This is a genomic window from Veillonella sp. KGMB01456 (assembly GCF_023051165.1).
GTDB lineage: Bacteria > Bacillota > Negativicutes > Veillonellales > Veillonellaceae > Veillonella_A.
The window spans coordinates 1-20,230 of record NZ_JALKIG010000006.1; the positions used below are offsets into that span (position 1 = coordinate 1).

A 20,230-nucleotide genomic window follows, 5' to 3' on the forward strand; every position below is an offset into this window, starting at 1 on the left:
AGAGTATGTCCAGAAAAGGAAATTGCTATGACAATTCGCCTATGGAAAACTTCTTTTCAATTTTGAAGCAAGAAATGTATTATGGAAAAACATTTCATAGCTACAAGGAATTAGAAACAGCACTTACTCAATATATACTCTATTACAATGAAAAACGAATAAAAGAGAAGTTGAATTGGCTAAGTCCGGTAAAGTATCGCTTAAAGAATACAGTAGCATAAAAAATTCCGAGAAACCTATTCAGGCTTCTCGGAAATAAAAGTCTAACTTTTTGGGGTCACTACAGCTGGGAGGCTCTTTTTGTTCGAGTTAACTTAATATCCTCCACACAAAATAGGATAAATTCATCCTATTTTTGTGTTATAATATAGCTATAAGATAAAAACCAACTATTTCAGAACGAGGTGAATTACAATGATTACGGATACAAATAATTTAATTTCTATTACAGAGGCCAATCAAAACTTCTCTAAAGTAACTAAACATGTTGATGAAAACGGACCTGTAATAATTTTAAAAAATAATAAACCAAAATATGCAATCATTCCAATTCAAATGTTACTTAAGGAATCATCAGCCGACTACAATGTTAATCCTCATCGTGATATACTCGAAGCTTCTAAAAAACTATTACAAAAAAATAAGGAAGCTTATAAGGTATTAGCTAATGAAGAAAATTAATTTAGATGAAATTTTATTAATCCATGAACAAATGATTGATACATTTGGAGGCACAAATGGGATTAGAGATAAAAGATTACTTGAATCTGCAATTCAAAGCCCATATCACACTTACAGTGGAATCGATATCTTTAATTCTATAGAAGAAAAGGCTGCTCGTTTAGGTTTTGGAATTATTTAAAATCATCCTTTTATAGATGGTAATAAACGAACTGGAATACACTGTATGCTATTGTTACTATTAATCAATGATATCAACTTAGATTATAGTCAAAAGGAGTTATGGGAAATAGCTTTAAAAATAGCAAATAATGGAACATATGATGATTTGTTAAAATGGATTAAAAATCATAAAATTATATAATTATAATTTTCTTCTACTATTAAATATCGTGCTAATCGGATTATCCACAAATTTATTGGCTTCATTGATATAACGACGTACCATATTAACACTGTGGTGACGTGTTTGCCTCATAATATTACGTTCTTCAACGCCAAAGGACGCTGCCGTTGTTGCAAAACCGTGGCGTAAACTATGAGCACCATACATAGACGGGTCTAATCCGATAAGCTCGACATATTTTTTTACAATCTCCGCAATACTTTTATCACTCAAAGCCGTCTTGCGAATGTCCATTTTCTTCGTAAAACCTCTGAAAATTGGACCGGTTTTAATACCAGTATACCGGAGCCATGCCTTAACGGCCCTTACAGCGCAAAATTCGGCGTTTTCGATATAAGGGATAGCTACAACAGCACCTTGACCTTCTTGGTCGGCCTTAGAGGAGCGCACAAAGATTTCGAGCCCTTGTGGTGAAAACGTTAAGTCTTCAACCATTAAAGCGCTGATTTCACTGCGACGAAAAGCACCCATAAAACCGATTAAGAGGATTGCTTTATCACGAAGCAGCTGAATTTCCGGTAAATTAAGCGATTCCATTTCCTTAAAGATATCTTCCAAATCTTCTAAAAGGATAGGGGTTTTACCTTGCTGATACGTTCCTTTAAGTCGACGAATACCACGCAAGGCGGAACTCACCAAAGAAGACTTACAAGGATTGTCGGCTAAACCGGCAGCATTAAAATTTTCAGAAATAGCACTGATACGTCTGGATATAGTATTAGCCTTAGCATGATCGGCTAAGTCGTTAATATAGTTAACGACAGTTTCCGGAGAAGCCGGAAAATAATCGACATGACGGGATTCACACCAATAGACGAAATCGTCCCAGTCGGATTCATAAGCATCAACAGTATTATCTGATTTAGAAGACAAAATGCTTAATTTAGCTTTATCAGAGAGTTTGCTGCTGGCCATGAGTATTTCATTGTCACGCAGATAAAAATGTTTGTTAGACGGCATATAGAAGACTCCTTTAAGTGCCTAAAACTGGCTAAAACACTGATTAGGGCTGAATTAGGCCTATTTTTATATAAAAAATTACTTCCGATAATATATCGTTATCGGAAGTAATTATATCATATCACTCTATTTAGTTCAATAGCCGTCTATTTTCAGAAATCTGTATATAAAACTATTATATCTAGATAACTGTAAAAACAGGTATATCTTTACCATTTACATTAAGGGATATAATTTTAGTTTTAATTCCAAAATATTCTTCCATAGATTCTTCTGTAATAATTTCAGGCGTTTTGCCAAAAGAATACTTTAAATGACCAAGCAATAATGTTTTGTCAGAAATTCGCAAAGCATGATCAGGATAATGTGTGTTAATTAAACAAGTTAATTTGTATTTAATGACTAAATCATTGATTAACTTTAATATCTTCGACTGATTTTTAAAGTCTAAATATGATTCCGGTTCATCCAATACGAGTATCTTAGGCTCACCGGCTAAAGCTCTAGCTATAAACACTAATTGTAATTGACCACCACTAAGCTGTGTCGATAATGCATCTTTCAAATGGTAAATACCCACTTGATCCATCGCATTTTTAACAATCGCCTTATCAATGTTTCGCGGTGTTCCAAAAATACCAATATGTTTAGCACGGCCCATCATGACTACTTCTTCAACTGTATAAGGAAAAGATAAACTTTTAGCCTGTGGTACATATGTTATCAATTTACTTTCTTCTGAGTCACCGGTTACTTCATTGTTTAGAATAAAACTACTACCACTTGTCCATTTCATGATACCTGTTATACATTTTAACAATGTAGTTTTACCGATACCATTTTGCCCTAGTATTGTCAGTATTTCTCCTTTTTGTAATGAAAAGCTAATATCCTTTAAGACAAGTTGACTATTTAAGTAACTAAAGCAGCCCTGTTTTACTTCAAGTATTGGAATTTCTCTGTTCTTTATTTCTATATCATTTTCTATAGAAAGCTCTTTTCTATTATCTTGGTTCGTCATTTTATAAGCCCCCTTTCAAATGTTTAAAAAGGAAGGCAAAAAAAGGTGCACCTACTAAAGCCGTTAAAATACCAATAGGAATTTCTGCAGCACTTACCGTACGAGCTAAAAAATCTACCAAGATCATAAACGTAGCTCCTATTAAACAACTTAAAGACAGTAGCTTCGAATGGTTAACACCTATAATCATACGACATATATGAGGAATTACGAGCCCCACCCAACCGATTACACCGGTTGCCGTAACACAGGCCGCAGTTATAAAAGTCGCTAATACAATTACTACCTTTCTGGTTTTTTTAGGATTTACACCTAATGCCAATATTTCATCTTCACTAAGTGATAAAATATTAATGCGCCACCGCATAAGTAATAAGATTACGCAACCAATAATAATGGGCATCCCTATAATCAATAAGTTCTGATAAGAAGCACTGCTAAAACTTCCCATGAGCCAATATGTAATGGCCGGTAATTTATCATATGGATCTGCTACATATTTAATAAGAGATATTAAAGCGCTCCCTACTGCCGATATAATCATACCTGCCAACACTAAGGTTAATGTTGTCGATTCGCCTCTTAATTTAGACAAATTATAAGTTAGCCAAACGCTCAAAATACCACAACTTAGTGCTATAATCGATGTCATATACTCATTATAAGACATTAAAATCCCCAAACAGGCGCCTAATGCAGCACCTGTACTAACACCAAGTACATCAGGACTTACTAGCGGATTTCTAAAAATACCCTGGAATACGGCACCGGATAACGCAAGCCCCATGCCTACCAGACAATTTAGCAAAACACGAGGCAAACGCAAATTCCAAATAACAGAATAATCTACATTATTAGGCAATTCACCGGTTAAACCGGCCCATAAAATATATATAACTTTATGAGGTTCTAGTACATAACGACCACCAAATAATGATAATGTAAATACCATAAAAAAGACAATAAAACAAATTACTGTAATATACAAATTACGGTTCACTATATTCATTAGACAACCTCTTACAGTGTCGGAATCACCGGATTTACATTACTTTTCAAAATATCGTTAACTTCTTCTTCGGATAAATCATACTTCAAATAATTATGATAGAAAGATTTTAATTCTTGTGACATGGAGTAATCATTAAAAACCTCCGGTTGTAAAACCTTACCTAACCAGCGCATCATAAGAGGTGTTTCTACTGCAGGAGCATCCCAGCGGTAAATCCCCATCGGAGCTTTATATACTTGTTTAGTTTGTAATGCTTTCACCTGACTCCAATCTTGGCCGGTTATCTTGTTATTATATAAATCTTCCGGCATAAGTTTAGAGAAGTTACTAATAACAATAACATCAGGATTCCAAGCCAAAATTTGTTCCATCGTAGTTGGTTTCCATTGACCTGAAATATCTTTGGCAACATTAATACCACCGGCACTTTCTATCATAAGTGTATTGACAGAGTCTTTGGCCGCTACATTTAACTTTTCATCTCTTAAATATAAAACCTTTTTTTTAGGTTGTGCTTTTAATGCTTCTTGTTTACCTTTAAAGTAATCAGCACTTTGAATATGGTAATTTACTAATGCCTCTGCTTCTTTAGGCTTATTAATAATATTACCAACCAATATCATCCCTTTTTGAATGTCTTCCAAAGTACCGTATTTAATTTGTACCGATGGAATCCCTAATTCTTTTAACTTCTTGGCTACTTCCGGCTGATAATCCCAAATAACTACAACATCTGGTTTTAATTTGGCTAACTCTTCATAATTTACATTAAAATTATTATCTACAAAAGTAGCGTTAGCATTTTCCATATTAGGTGCCATCGTTTTTAAGATACTGTCTTCATATGCTTTTTTTGCCGATGGATGCATAGCCGCAATTTTATCACCGGAACCGTCAACTGCATAAACTATAGTCGCCCAAGGAATAGGCACAATTGCAATCTTATTCACATCTTTTGGCATTATAACTTCATTACCTACTAAATCGGTAACTACCTTTGTCGTCTGCACTTTTTCTTCTTTTGATTCCGAATTGCCACACCCCACGACAAATAGAGTAATAAAAGCTATACATAAGCCAATAATTACCAATTGAATTTTATTTCTTAGAACTATCCCCACACCAACAACCTCCTTAAAAACCTACAATAAATAAAAATAAATACCTTAGTTTTTATTGTACCGTTTTGTTTGATACTTTAATAATAACTATTGTTCATATGTTGAATTATAAACAACAAAAAGCAACAATATAAAGAAGTAATATCTTTATATTGTTGCTTTCGTTTAATTTACTAGTCTTACTAAATTCTATTAATTAACTAAAAAACAAATAGTATATTATTTTCTTGTAGAACAACGATCCAACAAGTATGCAATACTTACAAATGGAATACCGCCGCTTTCGCCGAGACCGATTTCACAAGTAGAACTGGAACTTACGCCTAAAGTTACACCTAAGTTTTTAACTTCTTCGGCTAAATCTTTAGTAGATGATTTATTAAGTTCCGGTGTGAAGAAACCTTTTTGACCGGCAAAACCGCAACATGCGAAAGATTTAATATTAAATACTTTGTCGGTACATGCACGCGCTAAGTTTTCAATATAATCGCCTTTATTCAAGGTCTTAATCTTACACTGTTTATGAACGATAACAGATTCATTACATTTTGTTACATTCAAGTTTGGTAAAATTGTGTACAAGAATTCGGAAATATCAAGAATCTTCAAACCTTTAATATGTTTGAATGCATGATTGAAGCAAGCGGAATGGTCGATAACAATCGGATAAACCCCACCTTCACTGGCTTTAGTAAGCGCTTCAGTCAAATCAGCCAAAGCTTGTTTATCGATTTCTTCATAATTTTCAAAACTTAAGCCACAGCATAAGTTTTCAATATGCGGCGGATAAATTACATTGTACCCTGCCTTATCGCACAAGCTTTCAAATACTTGTTGTAAGCTGCGAGTATCATCATAACCTTGGTTTTGACGGAATGCACGATTAGCACAAGTACTGAAGTATACTACATTTTTCTGATAAGCCGGATTGCGTTTATTTGTCAATTTGTACGTATTAGCTTTCGGCATTGTTTCCGGTACATATGGTGTTAAACCGGTAATCTGATGTGCATCTTCGGAAATTTTTGCCAATAAAGACTTAGTAGCTACTTTACCGGCTACACCACCCAAAGTAGCCCCTACTTTAGCGGCTTTTAAGGTATTGCTAAAGTTGTTATAAATAGCATGGGCAATGCCACGGCCCTTCGGATTGATTTTACGCATGGAAATAGCAATTTGCGCTGTATCGATGCCTAAAGGACAAAGCATGGAACACATGGAACAAGCAGCACAGGTATCAACACCATAGTAATCATAGCCTTTTTTAAGTTCTTCAGCCATAGCTGTATTACCTTCTTTAAGTAAGCGCTGTTCTTCACGAAGTAAGGAAATACGTTGACGAGGTGTTAAGGTTAAGTTACGGCTTGGACAATTACGTTCACAGAAACCGCATTCCATACACATGTTATATAATGGATCGATATCGCTCATAGCTTTTAAATTCTTTTTGTAGACATCAGGATTATCAGTAATCATAACATCCGGATTTAATAAGCGTTGAGGGTCAAAAATTTCTTTAATACGACGGTTAACGGCATAGGCTTTTTTACCCCATTCCAATTCAACAAATGGAGCAACCATGCGGCCTGTACCATGTTCGGCTTTGATGGAACCTTCTACACCGGCTACGCGTTCCGCCATTTCTTTTACAAGGCCGGCAAAATTATCCATTTCACGCTGTTCATTGAAGTTTGGTGTAATGATAAAGTGAACATTACCGCTCAAGGCATGACCGAAGATAATGCCGCTGTCTTCGAAATCATACTTTTTGAACAATTCCGTAATCATTTCGATACCATCGGTGAAGTCTTCAATTTTGAAGCAAACGTCTTCGGTGATAACCGTAGTGCCCGGACGGCGAAGACCGGCAGCAATCGGTAATAAACCTTTACGAATTACCCACCATGCATCATATTCCTTAGCATCTTTGGAATATAAGCTTGGAATAACTGTCGGAATGTCTTTCAACTGATCTTTAATGTATTCTAAGTTAGCATCCAAAGTAGCTTCATCATTGCTTTCCGATTGGAATAAAATACAGCTGGTCCCTTCCGGTACATTATGTACGAAGGATGGAACTTCCGGTAACTGCTGTACGCTCTTAAGACTTAAGTAGTCCATCATTTCAGCGGCTACTACTTTATCGCGCGACATATTGGCTAAGGCTACTACGGCACGAGATGCATCGTTGAGTTTAGCAAAGAACAAGAGGCCGCAACCTTTGTATTTAGCGTCATCTACACAATTATAAACAACTTCGCTTACAAAACCGAGGGTCCCTTCACTGCCGATGAAAATATGGTTTAAAATATCTACAATGTCTTCAAAATCAACTAGGGAGTTAATACCATAACCGGTTGTATTCTTAATTTTGTATTTACGACGAATTAAGTCTACTAATTCACTGTCAGCCATGATTTCACTGCGCAAATTAAGTACATCATCAATCAATTTGCTGTGCGTTGCCATGAACTCTTTAACACTTTGCGGATTACCGGTATCTAGAATTGTGCCGTCTGCCAATACAGCACGCATAGAGCGAACCGTTTTATAAGAGTTTTCAACTGTGCCGCAACACATACCGCTGGAGTTATTGTTAAAAATACCACCTACCAATGCTGTTGTAATGGTAGCGGGATCCGGACCGATTTTCTTGCCGTACGGTTTTAACGCTTCGTTCGCATCAGCCCCGATTACACCGCAAGCCAAACGAATGGCATTGCCGTTTTCAAGAACTTGTACAAATTTAAAACCATCATTGGCAACAATTAATACATCTTCAGAAGATGCCTGACCGGATAAGGAACTGCCTGCAGCACGGAATGTAACCGGCGTACCGCAACGATTGGCCAATAATACTAATTGCACTACTTCTGCTTCCGTATTAGCTTTTACAACTACTTTCGGCAAATAGCTGTAGCAAGATGCGTCAATACCATAGGCATAACGCAATAGAAAATCAGTGAATACCCTGTCCGGTGAAATTTTCTTTGCTTCTAATACAAAAGTGTCATAATCTCTCTTCAACTGTAAGCTCATATTAGGACCTCCCACATCGTATTGTGCCACTCAGCACTACTGTACGACTTCATATAGATTTAGGATAGCATACCGAACTTATCATGTAAATCAACCATATAGGTATAACCAATACTCATATGTGAATAGACCTTGTAAAAACCTACAAATTACAGAAAAGTCAAAATTCGCAATGTAACTCAGATTCCACGAAATGAATAATTTTTTAATTTTACAGGTTAATAATTCATAAAACTCATTTTAAAGTTAATTAATAGTAATTCTCATAATATGACGTGTTTTATCCCTCTTTTTATTATTTTGTACACAATGTACTTGATTTATCGTTTACCATTTTACAATTAGCCCTGTTTCAAGGTATAATAAAACGATATAAGAATACATAAAAGTCATAAAATAATTGTACTTACGCTCATACTAAATAGGATATTACGATCCCGGGCGTTAAGTTCCACATCTGTATAACAAGAGATTAAATAATAAAAGAAAAGGAAATTAAATTTATCTAATATACGACGATACTCAATAAGGAAGGTGTAAGTATGTCTAACGCAATAGGAACTCATTTATTAATAGATTTATATACTTGTTTGGAAGACGTAGTCAATTCCCCGCTAATCATTCAGGAAAGCGTGACCAATGCTTTGGAAGCAGCACAACAGCCGATTGATGAAATCAGCTGCCAAGTTCTTGATGACGAAGTGGTGTTATTTGCTGTCTCACCGCATTGCCACATTGCCGTTCATGCCTATCCGGACATGGGCTATGTAGCCGTAGATATTTATACCTTTGACTTGCCGCTCCAAGCAACCTTAATCATGCGCGTTTTAAAACAATCTTTTGGTGCCGAACGCGTTAAAGCAACCAGCATCAACCGAGGCGACTTCGGCTCTATTCGCGATATGAAACCGCGTAAGAAAACATCCCTATCTGCTATGGCTCGCGTTACCCGCACTCGTATGAGCCTAAAACAAACCGGTTCTAAGTTAAAAAACACCGGTAAAAAGGTATTTAACGTTATTGCCAAAAAACGCGATCCCCAACCTCGTGACTAACTGCTAACCGGCTTACTAAGATAAAACCTAATAAGCTATGAAAGCCGATAAAATTAAGATATCAGCAACAAAAAAGCTATTCTCTATATTATAAATATCACATTATAATAGGAGAATAGCTTTTATTCGTTATGTAATTATATATTACAGTAAGGTATCTACCGCAATATTTAAGATAACATCAGACGGTGTATCACATAGATAGTCGGCACCGGAGTTTTCCAACTCTTCGCGCGAACCATAGCCATAAGTCACCGCTACCGCACGACAGCCTAATTTTTTAGCGGCTTCCATGTCATACTTACGGTCACCTACCATATACCAACCGGTAATATCTTTTTTGGTACGATTGGAAGAAATTTCTTGCATGGCTGCTAACGCTTCTTTCAAAACATCATCTTTATGAGTGATACCACGGGCTGCATCAGCGCCTTTGATAATTTCAAAGTATTTGGTAAGGCCGAAGTGTTCGATTACTTCATTGGCCAAATGCTGTGGTTTAGCCGTTGCTACCGCCACATAGGTATTCGTTTGACGCAACGTAACCAACATGCGTTCTACATCTTCGTATACACGATTTTCAAACTTACCGATAGTTTCATAACGTTCTTTAAAATAGCCGTACGTTTCCGCTGCTTCCGCATCGTTCATGCCGCAATGCTCGCGCAAAGAATCAACGATAGGCGGTCCGATAAAGAGTGTTAAGATATCATCACCGGGTACCGGTACCCCTTTCTTTTCCAATGCATAGACAACGGATTTTTTAATGCCTTCCGCAGAGTCTGTAAGCGTGCCATCTAAATCGAATAAAACGCAAATCATAGGTTCTTCCTTTCTTTATTAACTCCTTCATTCTTATTAACATAGAATTTGCAATCTATGATACAATAAGGTTACAGATAGATTTAACTAATGAGTTTTGAATCAGATTTTATGTATAAGTATATGTACAGAAAGCTATACTGAGTAGTATAGGAGGTAAAGTTATGGATTTTGAAGAACAAAAAGTTCCCGACAGTATTTTGGACAAGTATACCAAAGTTTGTACCTGTCGCAGTATTTCCCGCAAAACGATAAAAGAAGCTATCAACGACGGTTGTGATACCATTCCTAAAATCAGAGAACGTACGGGGGCCGGTACCGGTTCCTGCGGTGGCAAACACTGTGGTGTCCGCATCGTTAAGCTGTTGCAGGATATGGGCAAATTACCAAAACCGGGCGCAAAAAAAGATGAGTAATTCATTATCGAAAACCCAGACACATAATTCAATATGAGTCCTTTTCGGGGACTGTTAAAAAGGAGTTAACGCATAGCGACAAGGTTGTTATAGGTTAACTCCTTTTCTGTATCTCAGCAATCACACATTGCTTAATTTGCTTCTTTTTTTAATGCTTCTTTAAGCGTATGCCATGCCAATACGGCACATTTTACACGAGCCGGCATATTGGAAATATTTTGAAGTGCCATGGCATCTTCCAACTCTTCCAATTCAGCTTCATCCGTTACTTCCTTTTTAATCATGCCAAGGAAAAGATCGACTAAGCGAAATGCTTCTTCAACGCTCTTCCCTTTGATGATATCAATCATCATGGAAGCGGATGCTTGGCTGATGGCACAACCGGAACCGGTATAAGCTGCATCTTTTACGATACCATCTTCTACATCGACCTGCAACGTCAAGTCATCACCACAACTTGGATTATGACCATGTTCAGATACGGTAAACGTATCCAATAAGCGCTTATTACGTCTATCCTGATTATGTTCTAAAATTAACTCAGTATATAACTGATCCATCTCCATACTAAGGAACTCCTTCTATGTTTACTGTAACCTGTGTTTAATCTTCAAAGCCCATGGTAGGTCTTACTTTTTTAACAGCGTCCAAGAAGATATCAAGATCTTCTTTACGAGTGTAGACGTACATGCTCATACGGTTCGAGGCCGGTACTTTGTAGTACGCGCCAAGCGGTTGTGCACAATGATGGCCGGAACGAATGCAAACGCCGTAGCTGTCCAAAATTGTAGCCACATCATGAGGATGTACATCATCAATAGTGAAAGCAATAACGCCATGCTTTTCTTTAGGATCTTCGGAACCCAATACACGAACATGCGGAATGGCCACAAGTTTAGGCAATACATAGGCTACCAACTCTTTTTCATAGGCATTGATATTGTCCATACCAAACTGTTCCAAGTATTCGATGGCTGCCTTCAATGTTACGGCACCATGTGCATTCGGCGTACCGGCTTCAAATTTATACGGCACTTCATTGTAGGTAGTGCTCTGTTCTTGCACATACTCAATCATGTCACCACCCAATAAGAACGGTGGCATTGCTTCTAATAAATGACGTTTACCGTACATGACACCGATACCTTGGGACGCACACATTTTATGGCCGGAAAAAACGAAGAAATCGCAATCCAAGGCCTGTACATCAATCTTTTTATGAGGTGCCGATTGAGCCCCGTCAAGAATAACTACGGCGCCTACATCATGAGCACGTTTAGTCAATTCGGCTACCGGAAACTCCATACCGAGTACGTTGCTTACATGAGCAAAGGCTACAATCTTAGTATGGCTGTCAATTTTATCCATTTCACCATCTTTAAGATGACCACTTTCATCAAGATACATATATTCCAAAGTAGCGCCCGTAGTTTCGGCTACACGCTGCCAGGTTACCAAGTTGGCATGGTGTTCGGCAACGGTAATTACGATTTTGTCGCCTTTCTTTACATTATGCATACCATAGCTGAAAGCAATTAAATTGAGACTTTCCGTAGTATTACGTGTCAATACGATTTCTTCACGGTATTTGGCATTGATAAATTGCTGCACCGTGTCACGAGCCGTTTCATACGCTTCTGATGCTTCCACAGCCAAGATGTGAGCTCCGCGATGCGGATTACCGTTATGATTCTTTAAATGAGTTTCCAATGCATTAATTACATATTCCGGAACCTGAGTCGTAGCGCCACTGTCTAAATACACCAAGCGATGACCCTTATGTTCCCTTTGCAATATAGGAAAATCTTTATAAGCTTCTGCAATCGACTTCATAATACACCCTCTTATTCTTCAATTAAATTTTGGCCCGTACGGCTTGCAATACAATCTCTTCTAATTCTTCATCATTAAGTCGATCAATAACAGGTCGCAACATGGATTCTACAATAATATGTTTAGCTTCATCTTCGCTGAAACCACGACTCATCAAGTAGAATAATTTAGTTTTATCGAGCTGACCGGCGCTGGCCGCATGGTTACCTACTACATTGTCTTCTTTACAGAGCAATAACGGTAAGGATACGGATTTAACAGTCGGATCAAGTAATACACAAGTATCTTCTTCCGCACCTTCGGAAGCAATACTGCCGCGAATGAAATCCAAGGTACCGCGGAATGATTTTTTTGCATTATCGCCCAACGCACCGAGCACATGAATATCGCTGACGGATTTAGGTGCTACATGGGACATAAGCATGGAAATATCGAATTTCTGGTTATTGTCGCCCAAGTAAGCTAAATCATGAACAATGTGAGCTTCTTCACCTACAAGATCTTGCGTATAGTGCAAGAAGCTTTCGCCGCTGCCCAATTCTACGTTCAAGTATTCTACTTTGCTGTTCGCCGCTAATTGACTGTAACGATGTTCAATCTGCTGTACCCCTTCACTGAGAAGCTGTACTTTTTTGAAAACTACGTTAGCATTTTCAGCTGCTTTTACTTCGGTTAAAAGGTTTAAACCACCGGTTTCGGCTTCCCCTTTAACTACATATAATACTTCTAAAGAAGCATCTTTAGCCACGTCGATAGCCAAACGAGTTCTGTCGCCTACGCTTTTACCTTCGGCATCAATCGTAATAATTACTTTTTCTTTACCGCCGGCCGGCACTGTAATAGCCATGCCTTTAGTAAAATCATCGGTAACCGCTTTTAAAGAAGTGGCTTCCGCTCCTTCAAAATCAGCTTTTAACAAGGCTTTAGCAGTAAGCTCGGTTACAACCCCTTCATTGGCGCTGACCGTAACTGCTGCAGCTGTATCGCCACCGGCAACCGTACCTTCAGTATGATTTACTTGTAACCACCGGAAAGTAGGTCTTGGGAGCTCATTAAATAATACGTTACTCATCTGTACCTCCTAACCGATAGAGCCTTCAAGCTCTAAGGAAATCAAATTATTCATTTCTACGGCATATTCCAACGGTAATTCTTTGGAAATCGGTTCAACGAAACCACGTACCAACATGGCGCGTGCTTCTTCTTCACTGATACCGCGAGTCATCAAGTAGAAAATAGCTTCGTCGGAAATACGACCGATTTTAGCTTCATGACCCAAGTCCACATTGTCGTTTTCGATAGAAATGGAAGGAATTGTATCAGACTGAGAAATTTCATCCAACATCAAAGATTCACAAGAAACGGTTGCTTTCGCGTGTTCTGCTTTTTTACCGATGTTCAATACACCGCGGTAAATAGCAGCGCCGCCGCTCTTGGAGATAGATTTGGAGTTAATATTGGAGGTAGTATGAGGTGCTACATGCACAACTTTAGCACCGGTATCCAAGTACTGACCTTCACCGGCAAAAGTTACACCGGTAAATTCACAATGAGCGCCTTCACCGGCCAAAATACTCATTGGATATAAGCAGGATACCTTGGAACCGAAGGATCCGGATACCCATTCAATGGTGCCGTTTTTGCCAACGGTACAACGTTTTGTATTCAAGTTGTACATGTTTTTAGACCAGTTTTCAATGGTGGAATAACGAAGTGTCGCATTATCTTTAACAAATAATTCAACACAACCGGCATGTAAGTTGGCTACATTGTATTTAGGTGCGGAGCAACCTTCAATAAAGTGTGCTTTAGCCCCTTCTTCAATGATAATCAAAGTGTGTTCGAACTGACCGGCGCCCGGTGCGTTCAAACGGAAATAGGACTGAAGCGGAATATCTACTTGTACACCCTTCGGTACATATACGAAGGAACCGCCGGACCATACAGCGCCGTGCAAGGCGGCAAATTTATGGTCGGTTGGTGGCACCAAGGTCATAAAGTATTGTTTAACAATGTCTTCGTATTCATGAAGCGCTGTTTCAATATCAGTATAAATTACGCCTTGTTTTACAAGATCTTCCTGAATGCTGTGATATACAACTTCGGAGTCATACTGAGCACCTACACCGGCGAGGGACGTTTTTTCCGCTTCCGGAATCCCCAAACGGTCAAATGTGCTCTTAATATCTTCCGGAACTTCGTTCCAGTCACCTTTCATGTCAACTTTCGGTTTAACATAGGTAACAATATTAGCCATATCAAGACCGCTAATATCCGGAATCCAGTTTGGAATATCCAATTCATTATAAATGCGCAAAGATTTCAAACGGAAATCAAGCATCCATTCAGGTTCGTTTTTATTTTCCCATATTTCGCGGATAATATCTTCCGTTAAGCCGGCATCAGATTTATAAGAATATTCGAATTCATTCTTTATATCGTAGACGCCACGGTCCATATCCTCCACATATGTTTTCTTTCTAGTTTCCATGAGTGCCTCCTAAACTAACGCTTTGTAAGCATCATAGCCTTTGCTTTCGATTTCAGCCACTAACGATGCGTCGCCTGTTTTTACAATACGGCCATCAATTAATACGTGTACGAAATCAGGTTTTAATTTCTGTAAAATGGAGTTGTGGTGAGTAATGATAAGTACAGCATTATCTTTCGTATGGAAACGATCTACACCGTCGGATACGATACGAACGGCGTCAACGTCAAGACCGGAGTCAGTTTCATCGAGCATAGCCAATTTAGGGTTCAATACGGACATTTGTAAAATTTCGTTCTTCTTGCGTTCGCCGCCACTGAAACCTTCGTTTACATAACGCTGTGCATAGGATGCGTCAAAAGATAATTCATCCATTTTAGTTTTCAATTCTTTTTTGAAAGCCAAAGCACGTACGTTTTCACCGGTTACAGTTGCTTTTGCGGTACGAATGAAATTTTCTACCGTAATCCCCGGAATGGCAATCGGGTTCTGGAAGGACATAAAAATACCGGCTTTAGCACGATCGTTAACGGCTTCGTCGGTAATGTCTTCACCGTCAAAGGTAATAGTCCCTTCGGTTACTTCATATACAGGGTTACCCATGATAGCATTGGCCAATGTGGATTTACCGGCACCGTTAGTACCCATTACTACATGAATTTCACCTTTATTAATTGTTAAGTCGATACCTTTTAGGATTTCTTTGCCCTCTATGGACACGTGTAGATTTTCTACGCGAAGTAATTCTGACACTGTACAGTCACTCCTTTTATAAATTAATTATATAGTTAAGTCATAAATAGCTTAATTGCTAAATGTTATAAAAAAAGCGGTATCCCACCAAAGTGAAACACCGCCTTATCAGCAAAATTATTCTACCACTTCGGTAAACAGCAATTCTTACAACATCTATTCCTAATAAACATTATACAATCTAACTGTTTACTGCGCAAGTTAATTTCTACTAAAATACTATGAATTTGTTTATAATTATTGAATATTTTAAATATTATGAAAAAATATGACTCTTATTAGATTTTTTAACATTTGAAAAATCAGACTCACACTGTTTCAATACTAATTAATTATATCACAGTTTACAGTAAAAAGATAGAAATTTTACTATAAATCACTGAAATCCAATGTTGCAAATAAATCATCTAAGGTTTCGGCTCGACGGATTTGGGTTACGCTGCCGTCTTCATTAAGGAGTAATTCCGCGGAACGCAATTTACCGTTGTAGTTAAAGCCCATGGAATGACCGTGTGCACCGGCATCATGAATAACAATGCGGTCACCCATATCAATCTTCGGCAATTTACGGTCAATGGCAAATTTGTCATTATTTTCACAAAGCGAACCGGTTACATCATATACATGATCAAGTGGCGCATTCTCCTTACCCACTACCGTAATATGGTGATAAGAACCATATAAAGCAGGACGCATCAAATTGGCCATACAAGCATCGAGACCGATGTAGTGCTTGTAAATATCTTTGCGATGAATCGCGGTGGCTACCAAGTAACCGTAAGGGCCGGTTACCATACGACCACATTCAAAGGCCAATGAAATCGGGCTGTGGCCGTTATCGATAATCATAGTTTCATAGGCTTCTTTGATACCGGCACTTAAGGCATCATAATCCACCGGCGTTTCTTCCGGACGATAGGCCACGCCGATACCGCCACCAAAATCGATGAAGTCAACTTCGATGCCCGTTTCTTTTTTCACACGAAGGGCTAAATCAAACATCAATTCAGCCGTGCCGATGAGTCCTGTAATATCAAGCTCATTGGACACAACCATGGTATGCAAGCCGAAACGGTTAACACCGCGAGTTTTACAGTAATTAATAGCTTCAATAATCTGATCGCCGGTCATACCGTATTTCGCTTCTTCCGGCAAGCCGATAATCGTATTACCGCCGTGTTTTAACGGCCCCGGGTTATAACGGAAGGCCAAACGGCTCGGCAATTCGCCGTGTTTTTCCAAATAGGCCACATGAGTAATGTCATCAAGATTGATAATGGCGCCCATTTCCATGGCTTTGGCATATTCTTCATATGGTGTGTCGTTGGATGAAAAAATGATATCGTCCCCCGTGATACCGACTTTTTCACACAAAATAAGTTCAGCCAAAGAGGAACAGTCTGCACCTACCCCTTCTTTTTGCAATAAGCGCATGATATAAGGATTCGGTGTTGCTTTTACGGCAAAGTATTCTTTAAAATCTTTCGCCCAGCTGAAAGCTTTAATAAAACGGCGAATATTGTCTACAATCCCTTTTGCATCGTAGATATGAAACGGCGTGGGATACTCCGCTATAATCTCTTCTAAACGCGCTTCCGACACGGGCAATGTTTTTTCATTCATCTATCTCTCTCCTCAATATTAATACATTTTGAATAACTTCTATGTAAGATTATACTTAATTTTATAGGTTGTAGTCAATTCTATAGAAAAAAGGGTGTAAAAAAATGGCAACTAAGCCAAAACTCAGTTGCCATCCTTTAATATTATATTAACATCAGCTATAGCTTATGATTTATTACATCATGCCGCCCATGCCGCCCATTGGAGGCATAGCAGGTGCTACCGGAGCATTTTCTTCTACTTTATCAGCTACGATGCTTTCAGTAGTCAATACCAAGGAAGCGATGGAAGCTGCATTCTGAAGAGCGGAACGAGTTACTTTAGCTGGGTCAACGATACCGGCTTTAACCATATCAACATATTCTTCAGTCAAAGCGTTGAAACCAACACCGGCGTCAGTATTTTTAACGCGTTCAACAACTACGGAACCTTCTAAACCTGCGTTGTAAGCAATCTGACGAAGAGGTTCTTCAACAGCACGTTTTACAAGGTTAATACCGGTCTGAACATCGCCTTCTTCTTTCAACGTTTCAAGAGCAGGTAAGATATCGATAAGGGTAGTACCGCCACCGGCTACGATGCCTTCTTCAACAGCTGCACGAGTAGCGTTCAAAGCATCTTCGATGCGGAGTTTTTTGTCTTTCAATTCAACTTCGGTAGCAGCACCAACTTCGATAACAGCTACGCCGCCGGACAATTTAGCCAAACGTTCTTGAAGTTTTTCTTTATCGAATTCGGAAGTAGTTTCTTCCACTTGGTTTTTAATCTGAGCAACACGCTGTTTAATAGCTTCGTTGTCGCCGGCACCGTCGATAATAACAGTTTCGTCTTTGCTTACGCGTACTTGACGAGCTGTACCGAGGTCTTCCAATTCAACGCTGTCTAATTTGCGGCCCATATCTTCAGTAATTACGGTACCACCGGTTAAGATAGCGATATCTTCGAGCATTGCTTTACGACGGTCACCAAAACCAGGCGCTTTAACAGCAACGGCTTTGAAAGTACCACGCAATTTATTAACTACCAAAGTAGCCAATGCTTCACCATCAAGATCTTCAGCGATGATGAGTAATTCTTTACCTTGTTTTACCACTTTTTCAAGGGTTGGCAACATATCGGCAATAGCGCTGATTTTGCGGTCAGTGATCAAAATGTAAGGGTCGTTCATAACGGCTTCCATTTTGTCAGGGTCGGTTACCATGTAAGGAGAAATGTAACCGCGGTCAAATTGCATACCTTCTACTACGGAAAGGTCTGTCTGTAAGCCTTTGGACTCTTCAACAGTGATAACGCCGTCGTTACCAACTTTTTCCATAGCTTCAGCAATAAGACCACCGATTTCAGTGTCACCGGCAGATACGGAAGCTACTTGAGCAATATCTTCTTTACCGTTAACCTTAATAGATTTCTTTTTGATTTCTTCTACTAAAGTTTTAACAGCTAATTCAATGCCTTTTTTCAAAATCATTGGGTTAGCACCGGCTGCTACGTTACGCATACCTTCTTGAATCATAGCCTGAGCCAATACAGTAGCTGTTGTAGTACCGTCACCGGCTACGTCGTTAGTTTTGGTTGCTACTTCTTTAACGAGCTGAGCACCCATGTTTTCGAATGGATCGGATAATTCGATATCACGAGCAATGGTTACACCATCGTTAGTGATTGTAGGAGCACCGAATTTTTTATCTAATACTACGTTACGGCCTTTAGGTCCCAACGTAACTTTTACTGCATTTGCCAATGCGTCAACACCACGGCCTAAAGCGCGGCGAGCATCTTCATTAAAAAGAATTTCTTTTGCCATGTCTATTACCTCCTGATACTGCCTTGCGGCAGATCTCATTGAATATATAAATTAGAGAATCGTTGTTATTATAGATATATTATTTTTCTAAAATAGCTAAAATATCGCGTTCGCTAATTACGAGATGGTCAACACCATCAATTTTTACTTCTGTACCTGCATATTTGGAGAACATTACTTTATCACCAACTGCTACTTCAGGAGCAACACGCTGTCCGTTGTCATATACTTTGCCGGCACCTACAGCAATTACTTCACCTTCGGAAGGTTTTTCTTTAGCTGTATCCGGTAAAAAGATACCACTTTTTGTTTTTTCTTCTTTTTCAAGGACACGAATTATAACACGGTCGCCTAAAGGTTTCATCATTGTTAATCTCTCCTTTGTACTAATAGATTTAAATTAGTAGTTTTGATTATTTATTTTATTAGCACTCACTAACATCGAGTGCTAACTACAAGTATTATTATAGCCGAATTGAAAATAATTGCAAGTATTATTTTTGATTTTTTGACTTTTTACTAAAATTTTATCTTTTGTCGCATATATTATTTGACTTTTTAATAGAAAAAACGCCGTGCTATACACGACGTTTCTTGGCAGCTGCAATAATCTTTTCACAAGTTGCACTGATTGTTATTCGTTTATCCATGCTATAAGCTCGTAAACGCTCATAAGCGGCTTCCTCCGTTATTTTGTATAAATCTTGTAAGATGCCGGTGGCGCGAGCTATTAATTTACGTTCTTCTAAGCTTTGTTCAAGTCCCTCAATATCCGACTTTAACTGCATGTCTTCCTGAAAACGGTGAAATGCCATTTCTAAAGTAGGTCCCAGTTGATCTTCCCGAACCGGTTTGATTAAATAGCCATAAACACCGGATTCCCCCGCTTTTTTTACAAGATCCTGTTGGCTGTAGGCCGTTAAAAGAACTACGGGACCCCAATTATGATGGCGAATTTGCCGGGCTGCTTCAATGCCATCCAGTTCCGGCATTTTCACATCCATTAAAATTACATCGGGTTGCAATGTTTTAGCCTTTGCTAAGGCCTCCACACCGTTTTTACCTTCCCCCACTACTTCGTAACCGGCCGCTTCCAACTGGTCACGTAAATCCATGCGAATTAAAGATTCATCATCTACAATTAAAACCTTCATACGCGTTGCCTCTCTCTTAATCTCAAACTCTTTTTTCTA

At 38.6% G+C, this 20,230-nt stretch carries 20 protein-coding genes; 5 read left to right on the forward strand and 15 right to left on the reverse strand.

The annotated features are described in order from the left end of the window. The 3 genes from MXE28_RS02785 to MXE28_RS02795 all read left to right on the forward strand — a co-directional run. A partial coding sequence (locus MXE28_RS02785; protein WP_226974218.1) for an IS3 family transposase occupies positions 1-221 on the forward strand: 221 nt, incomplete at its 5' end. Positions 222-414: 193 nt separating this feature from the next. Further along, complete coding sequence (locus MXE28_RS02790) at positions 415-681, forward strand: type II toxin-antitoxin system Phd/YefM family antitoxin (RefSeq protein ID WP_021841829.1); 267 nt, start codon at positions 415-417, stop codon at positions 679-681. Continuing rightward, the gene (locus tag MXE28_RS02795; RefSeq protein ID WP_021841828.1) at positions 668-862 is read left to right on the forward strand and encodes a Fic family protein; all 195 of its coding nucleotides are present in this window, start codon (positions 668-670) and stop codon (positions 860-862) included. Before MXE28_RS02790 ends, MXE28_RS02795 begins: the two co-directional genes overlap by 14 nt. Before the next feature lie 183 nt (positions 863-1,045). On the opposite strand, the gene MXE28_RS02800 is transcribed toward MXE28_RS02795, so the two are convergent. The 5 genes from MXE28_RS02800 to MXE28_RS02820 form a co-directional block, all read right to left on the reverse strand. After that, complete coding sequence (locus MXE28_RS02800; RefSeq protein WP_021841826.1) at positions 1,046-2,047, reverse strand: site-specific integrase; 1,002 nt, start codon at positions 2,045-2,047, stop codon at positions 1,046-1,048. Between the two features lie 181 nt (positions 2,048-2,228). Beyond that, positions 2,229-3,068 carry an ABC transporter ATP-binding protein gene (locus tag MXE28_RS02805; protein WP_156705024.1) on the reverse strand — a complete coding sequence of 280 codons (840 nt, stop codon included), beginning with the start codon at positions 3,066-3,068 and terminating at the stop codon, positions 2,229-2,231. Between the two features lies 1 nt (position 3,069). Further along, on the reverse strand, positions 3,070-4,077 hold the full coding sequence (locus MXE28_RS02810) for an iron ABC transporter permease (protein WP_247239775.1): 1,008 nt from the start codon (positions 4,075-4,077) through the stop codon (positions 3,070-3,072). An 11-nt stretch (positions 4,078-4,088) separates the two neighbouring features. Further along, positions 4,089-5,201 (reverse strand): ABC transporter substrate-binding protein, encoded by a 1,113-nt coding sequence (locus tag MXE28_RS02815; RefSeq protein WP_226974384.1) that lies wholly within the window; start codon positions 5,199-5,201, stop codon positions 4,089-4,091. A gap of 219 nt (positions 5,202-5,420) precedes the next feature. After that, positions 5,421-8,240 carry an FAD-binding and (Fe-S)-binding domain-containing protein gene (locus MXE28_RS02820; RefSeq protein WP_156705020.1) on the reverse strand — a complete coding sequence of 940 codons (2,820 nt, stop codon included), beginning with the start codon at positions 8,238-8,240 and terminating at the stop codon, positions 5,421-5,423. Positions 8,241-8,782: 542 nt separating this feature from the next. On the opposite strand from MXE28_RS02820, the gene MXE28_RS02825 reads away from it, so the two are divergent. After that, the gene (locus MXE28_RS02825) at positions 8,783-9,295 is read left to right on the forward strand and encodes an S-adenosylmethionine decarboxylase (protein WP_021841824.1); all 513 of its coding nucleotides are present in this window, start codon (positions 8,783-8,785) and stop codon (positions 9,293-9,295) included. Between the two features lie 144 nt (positions 9,296-9,439). On the opposite strand, the gene MXE28_RS02830 is transcribed toward MXE28_RS02825, so the two are convergent. Then, on the reverse strand, positions 9,440-10,117 hold the full coding sequence (locus MXE28_RS02830; RefSeq protein ID WP_021841823.1) for an HAD hydrolase-like protein: 678 nt from the start codon (positions 10,115-10,117) through the stop codon (positions 9,440-9,442). A 164-nt stretch (positions 10,118-10,281) separates the two neighbouring features. Here MXE28_RS02830 and MXE28_RS02835 point away from each other — a divergent pair, with 164 nt between their 5' ends. Further along, positions 10,282-10,533: a (2Fe-2S)-binding protein gene (locus MXE28_RS02835; protein WP_247239776.1), complete on the forward strand. Its 252-nt coding sequence runs from the start codon at positions 10,282-10,284 to the stop codon at positions 10,531-10,533. Positions 10,534-10,664: 131 nt separating this feature from the next. Here MXE28_RS02835 and sufU read toward each other — a convergent pair whose 3' ends face one another. From sufU to MXE28_RS02880, 9 genes are all read right to left on the reverse strand, one after another. Beyond that, a complete protein-coding gene (gene sufU, locus MXE28_RS02840) occupies positions 10,665-11,099 on the reverse strand; it encodes a Fe-S cluster assembly sulfur transfer protein SufU (protein ID WP_156705017.1) in 435 nt (144 codons plus the stop codon). Positions 11,100-11,136: 37 nt separating this feature from the next. Then, positions 11,137-12,366 (reverse strand): SufS family cysteine desulfurase, encoded by a 1,230-nt coding sequence (locus MXE28_RS02845; RefSeq protein WP_247239777.1) that lies wholly within the window; start codon positions 12,364-12,366, stop codon positions 11,137-11,139. A gap of 22 nt (positions 12,367-12,388) precedes the next feature. Next, positions 12,389-13,438, reverse strand: a complete 1,050-nt coding sequence (locus MXE28_RS02850; protein ID WP_021841819.1) for a SufD family Fe-S cluster assembly protein — start codon at positions 13,436-13,438, stop codon at positions 12,389-12,391. A gap of 9 nt (positions 13,439-13,447) precedes the next feature. Further along, on the reverse strand, positions 13,448-14,857 hold the full coding sequence (sufB, locus tag MXE28_RS02855; RefSeq protein WP_021841818.1) for a Fe-S cluster assembly protein SufB: 1,410 nt from the start codon (positions 14,855-14,857) through the stop codon (positions 13,448-13,450). A gap of 9 nt (positions 14,858-14,866) precedes the next feature. Next, on the reverse strand, positions 14,867-15,610 hold the full coding sequence (gene sufC, locus MXE28_RS02860; RefSeq protein WP_226974563.1) for a Fe-S cluster assembly ATPase SufC: 744 nt from the start codon (positions 15,608-15,610) through the stop codon (positions 14,867-14,869). 369 nt (positions 15,611-15,979) lie between these two features. Next, positions 15,980-17,233 carry a diaminopimelate decarboxylase gene (locus tag MXE28_RS02865; protein WP_247239778.1) on the reverse strand — a complete coding sequence of 418 codons (1,254 nt, stop codon included), beginning with the start codon at positions 17,231-17,233 and terminating at the stop codon, positions 15,980-15,982. Positions 17,234-17,408: 175 nt separating this feature from the next. Beyond that, positions 17,409-19,037 carry a chaperonin GroEL gene (groL, locus tag MXE28_RS02870; RefSeq protein WP_021841816.1) on the reverse strand — a complete coding sequence of 543 codons (1,629 nt, stop codon included), beginning with the start codon at positions 19,035-19,037 and terminating at the stop codon, positions 17,409-17,411. Between the two features lie 79 nt (positions 19,038-19,116). Further along, positions 19,117-19,404, reverse strand: coding sequence for a co-chaperone GroES (gene groES / locus MXE28_RS02875; protein ID WP_127058128.1), 288 nt, complete (start codon positions 19,402-19,404; stop codon positions 19,117-19,119). 211 nt (positions 19,405-19,615) lie between these two features. Continuing rightward, on the reverse strand, positions 19,616-20,191 hold the full coding sequence (locus tag MXE28_RS02880; protein ID WP_021841814.1) for a response regulator: 576 nt from the start codon (positions 20,189-20,191) through the stop codon (positions 19,616-19,618). Between the last annotated feature and the right edge of the window lie 39 nt (positions 20,192-20,230).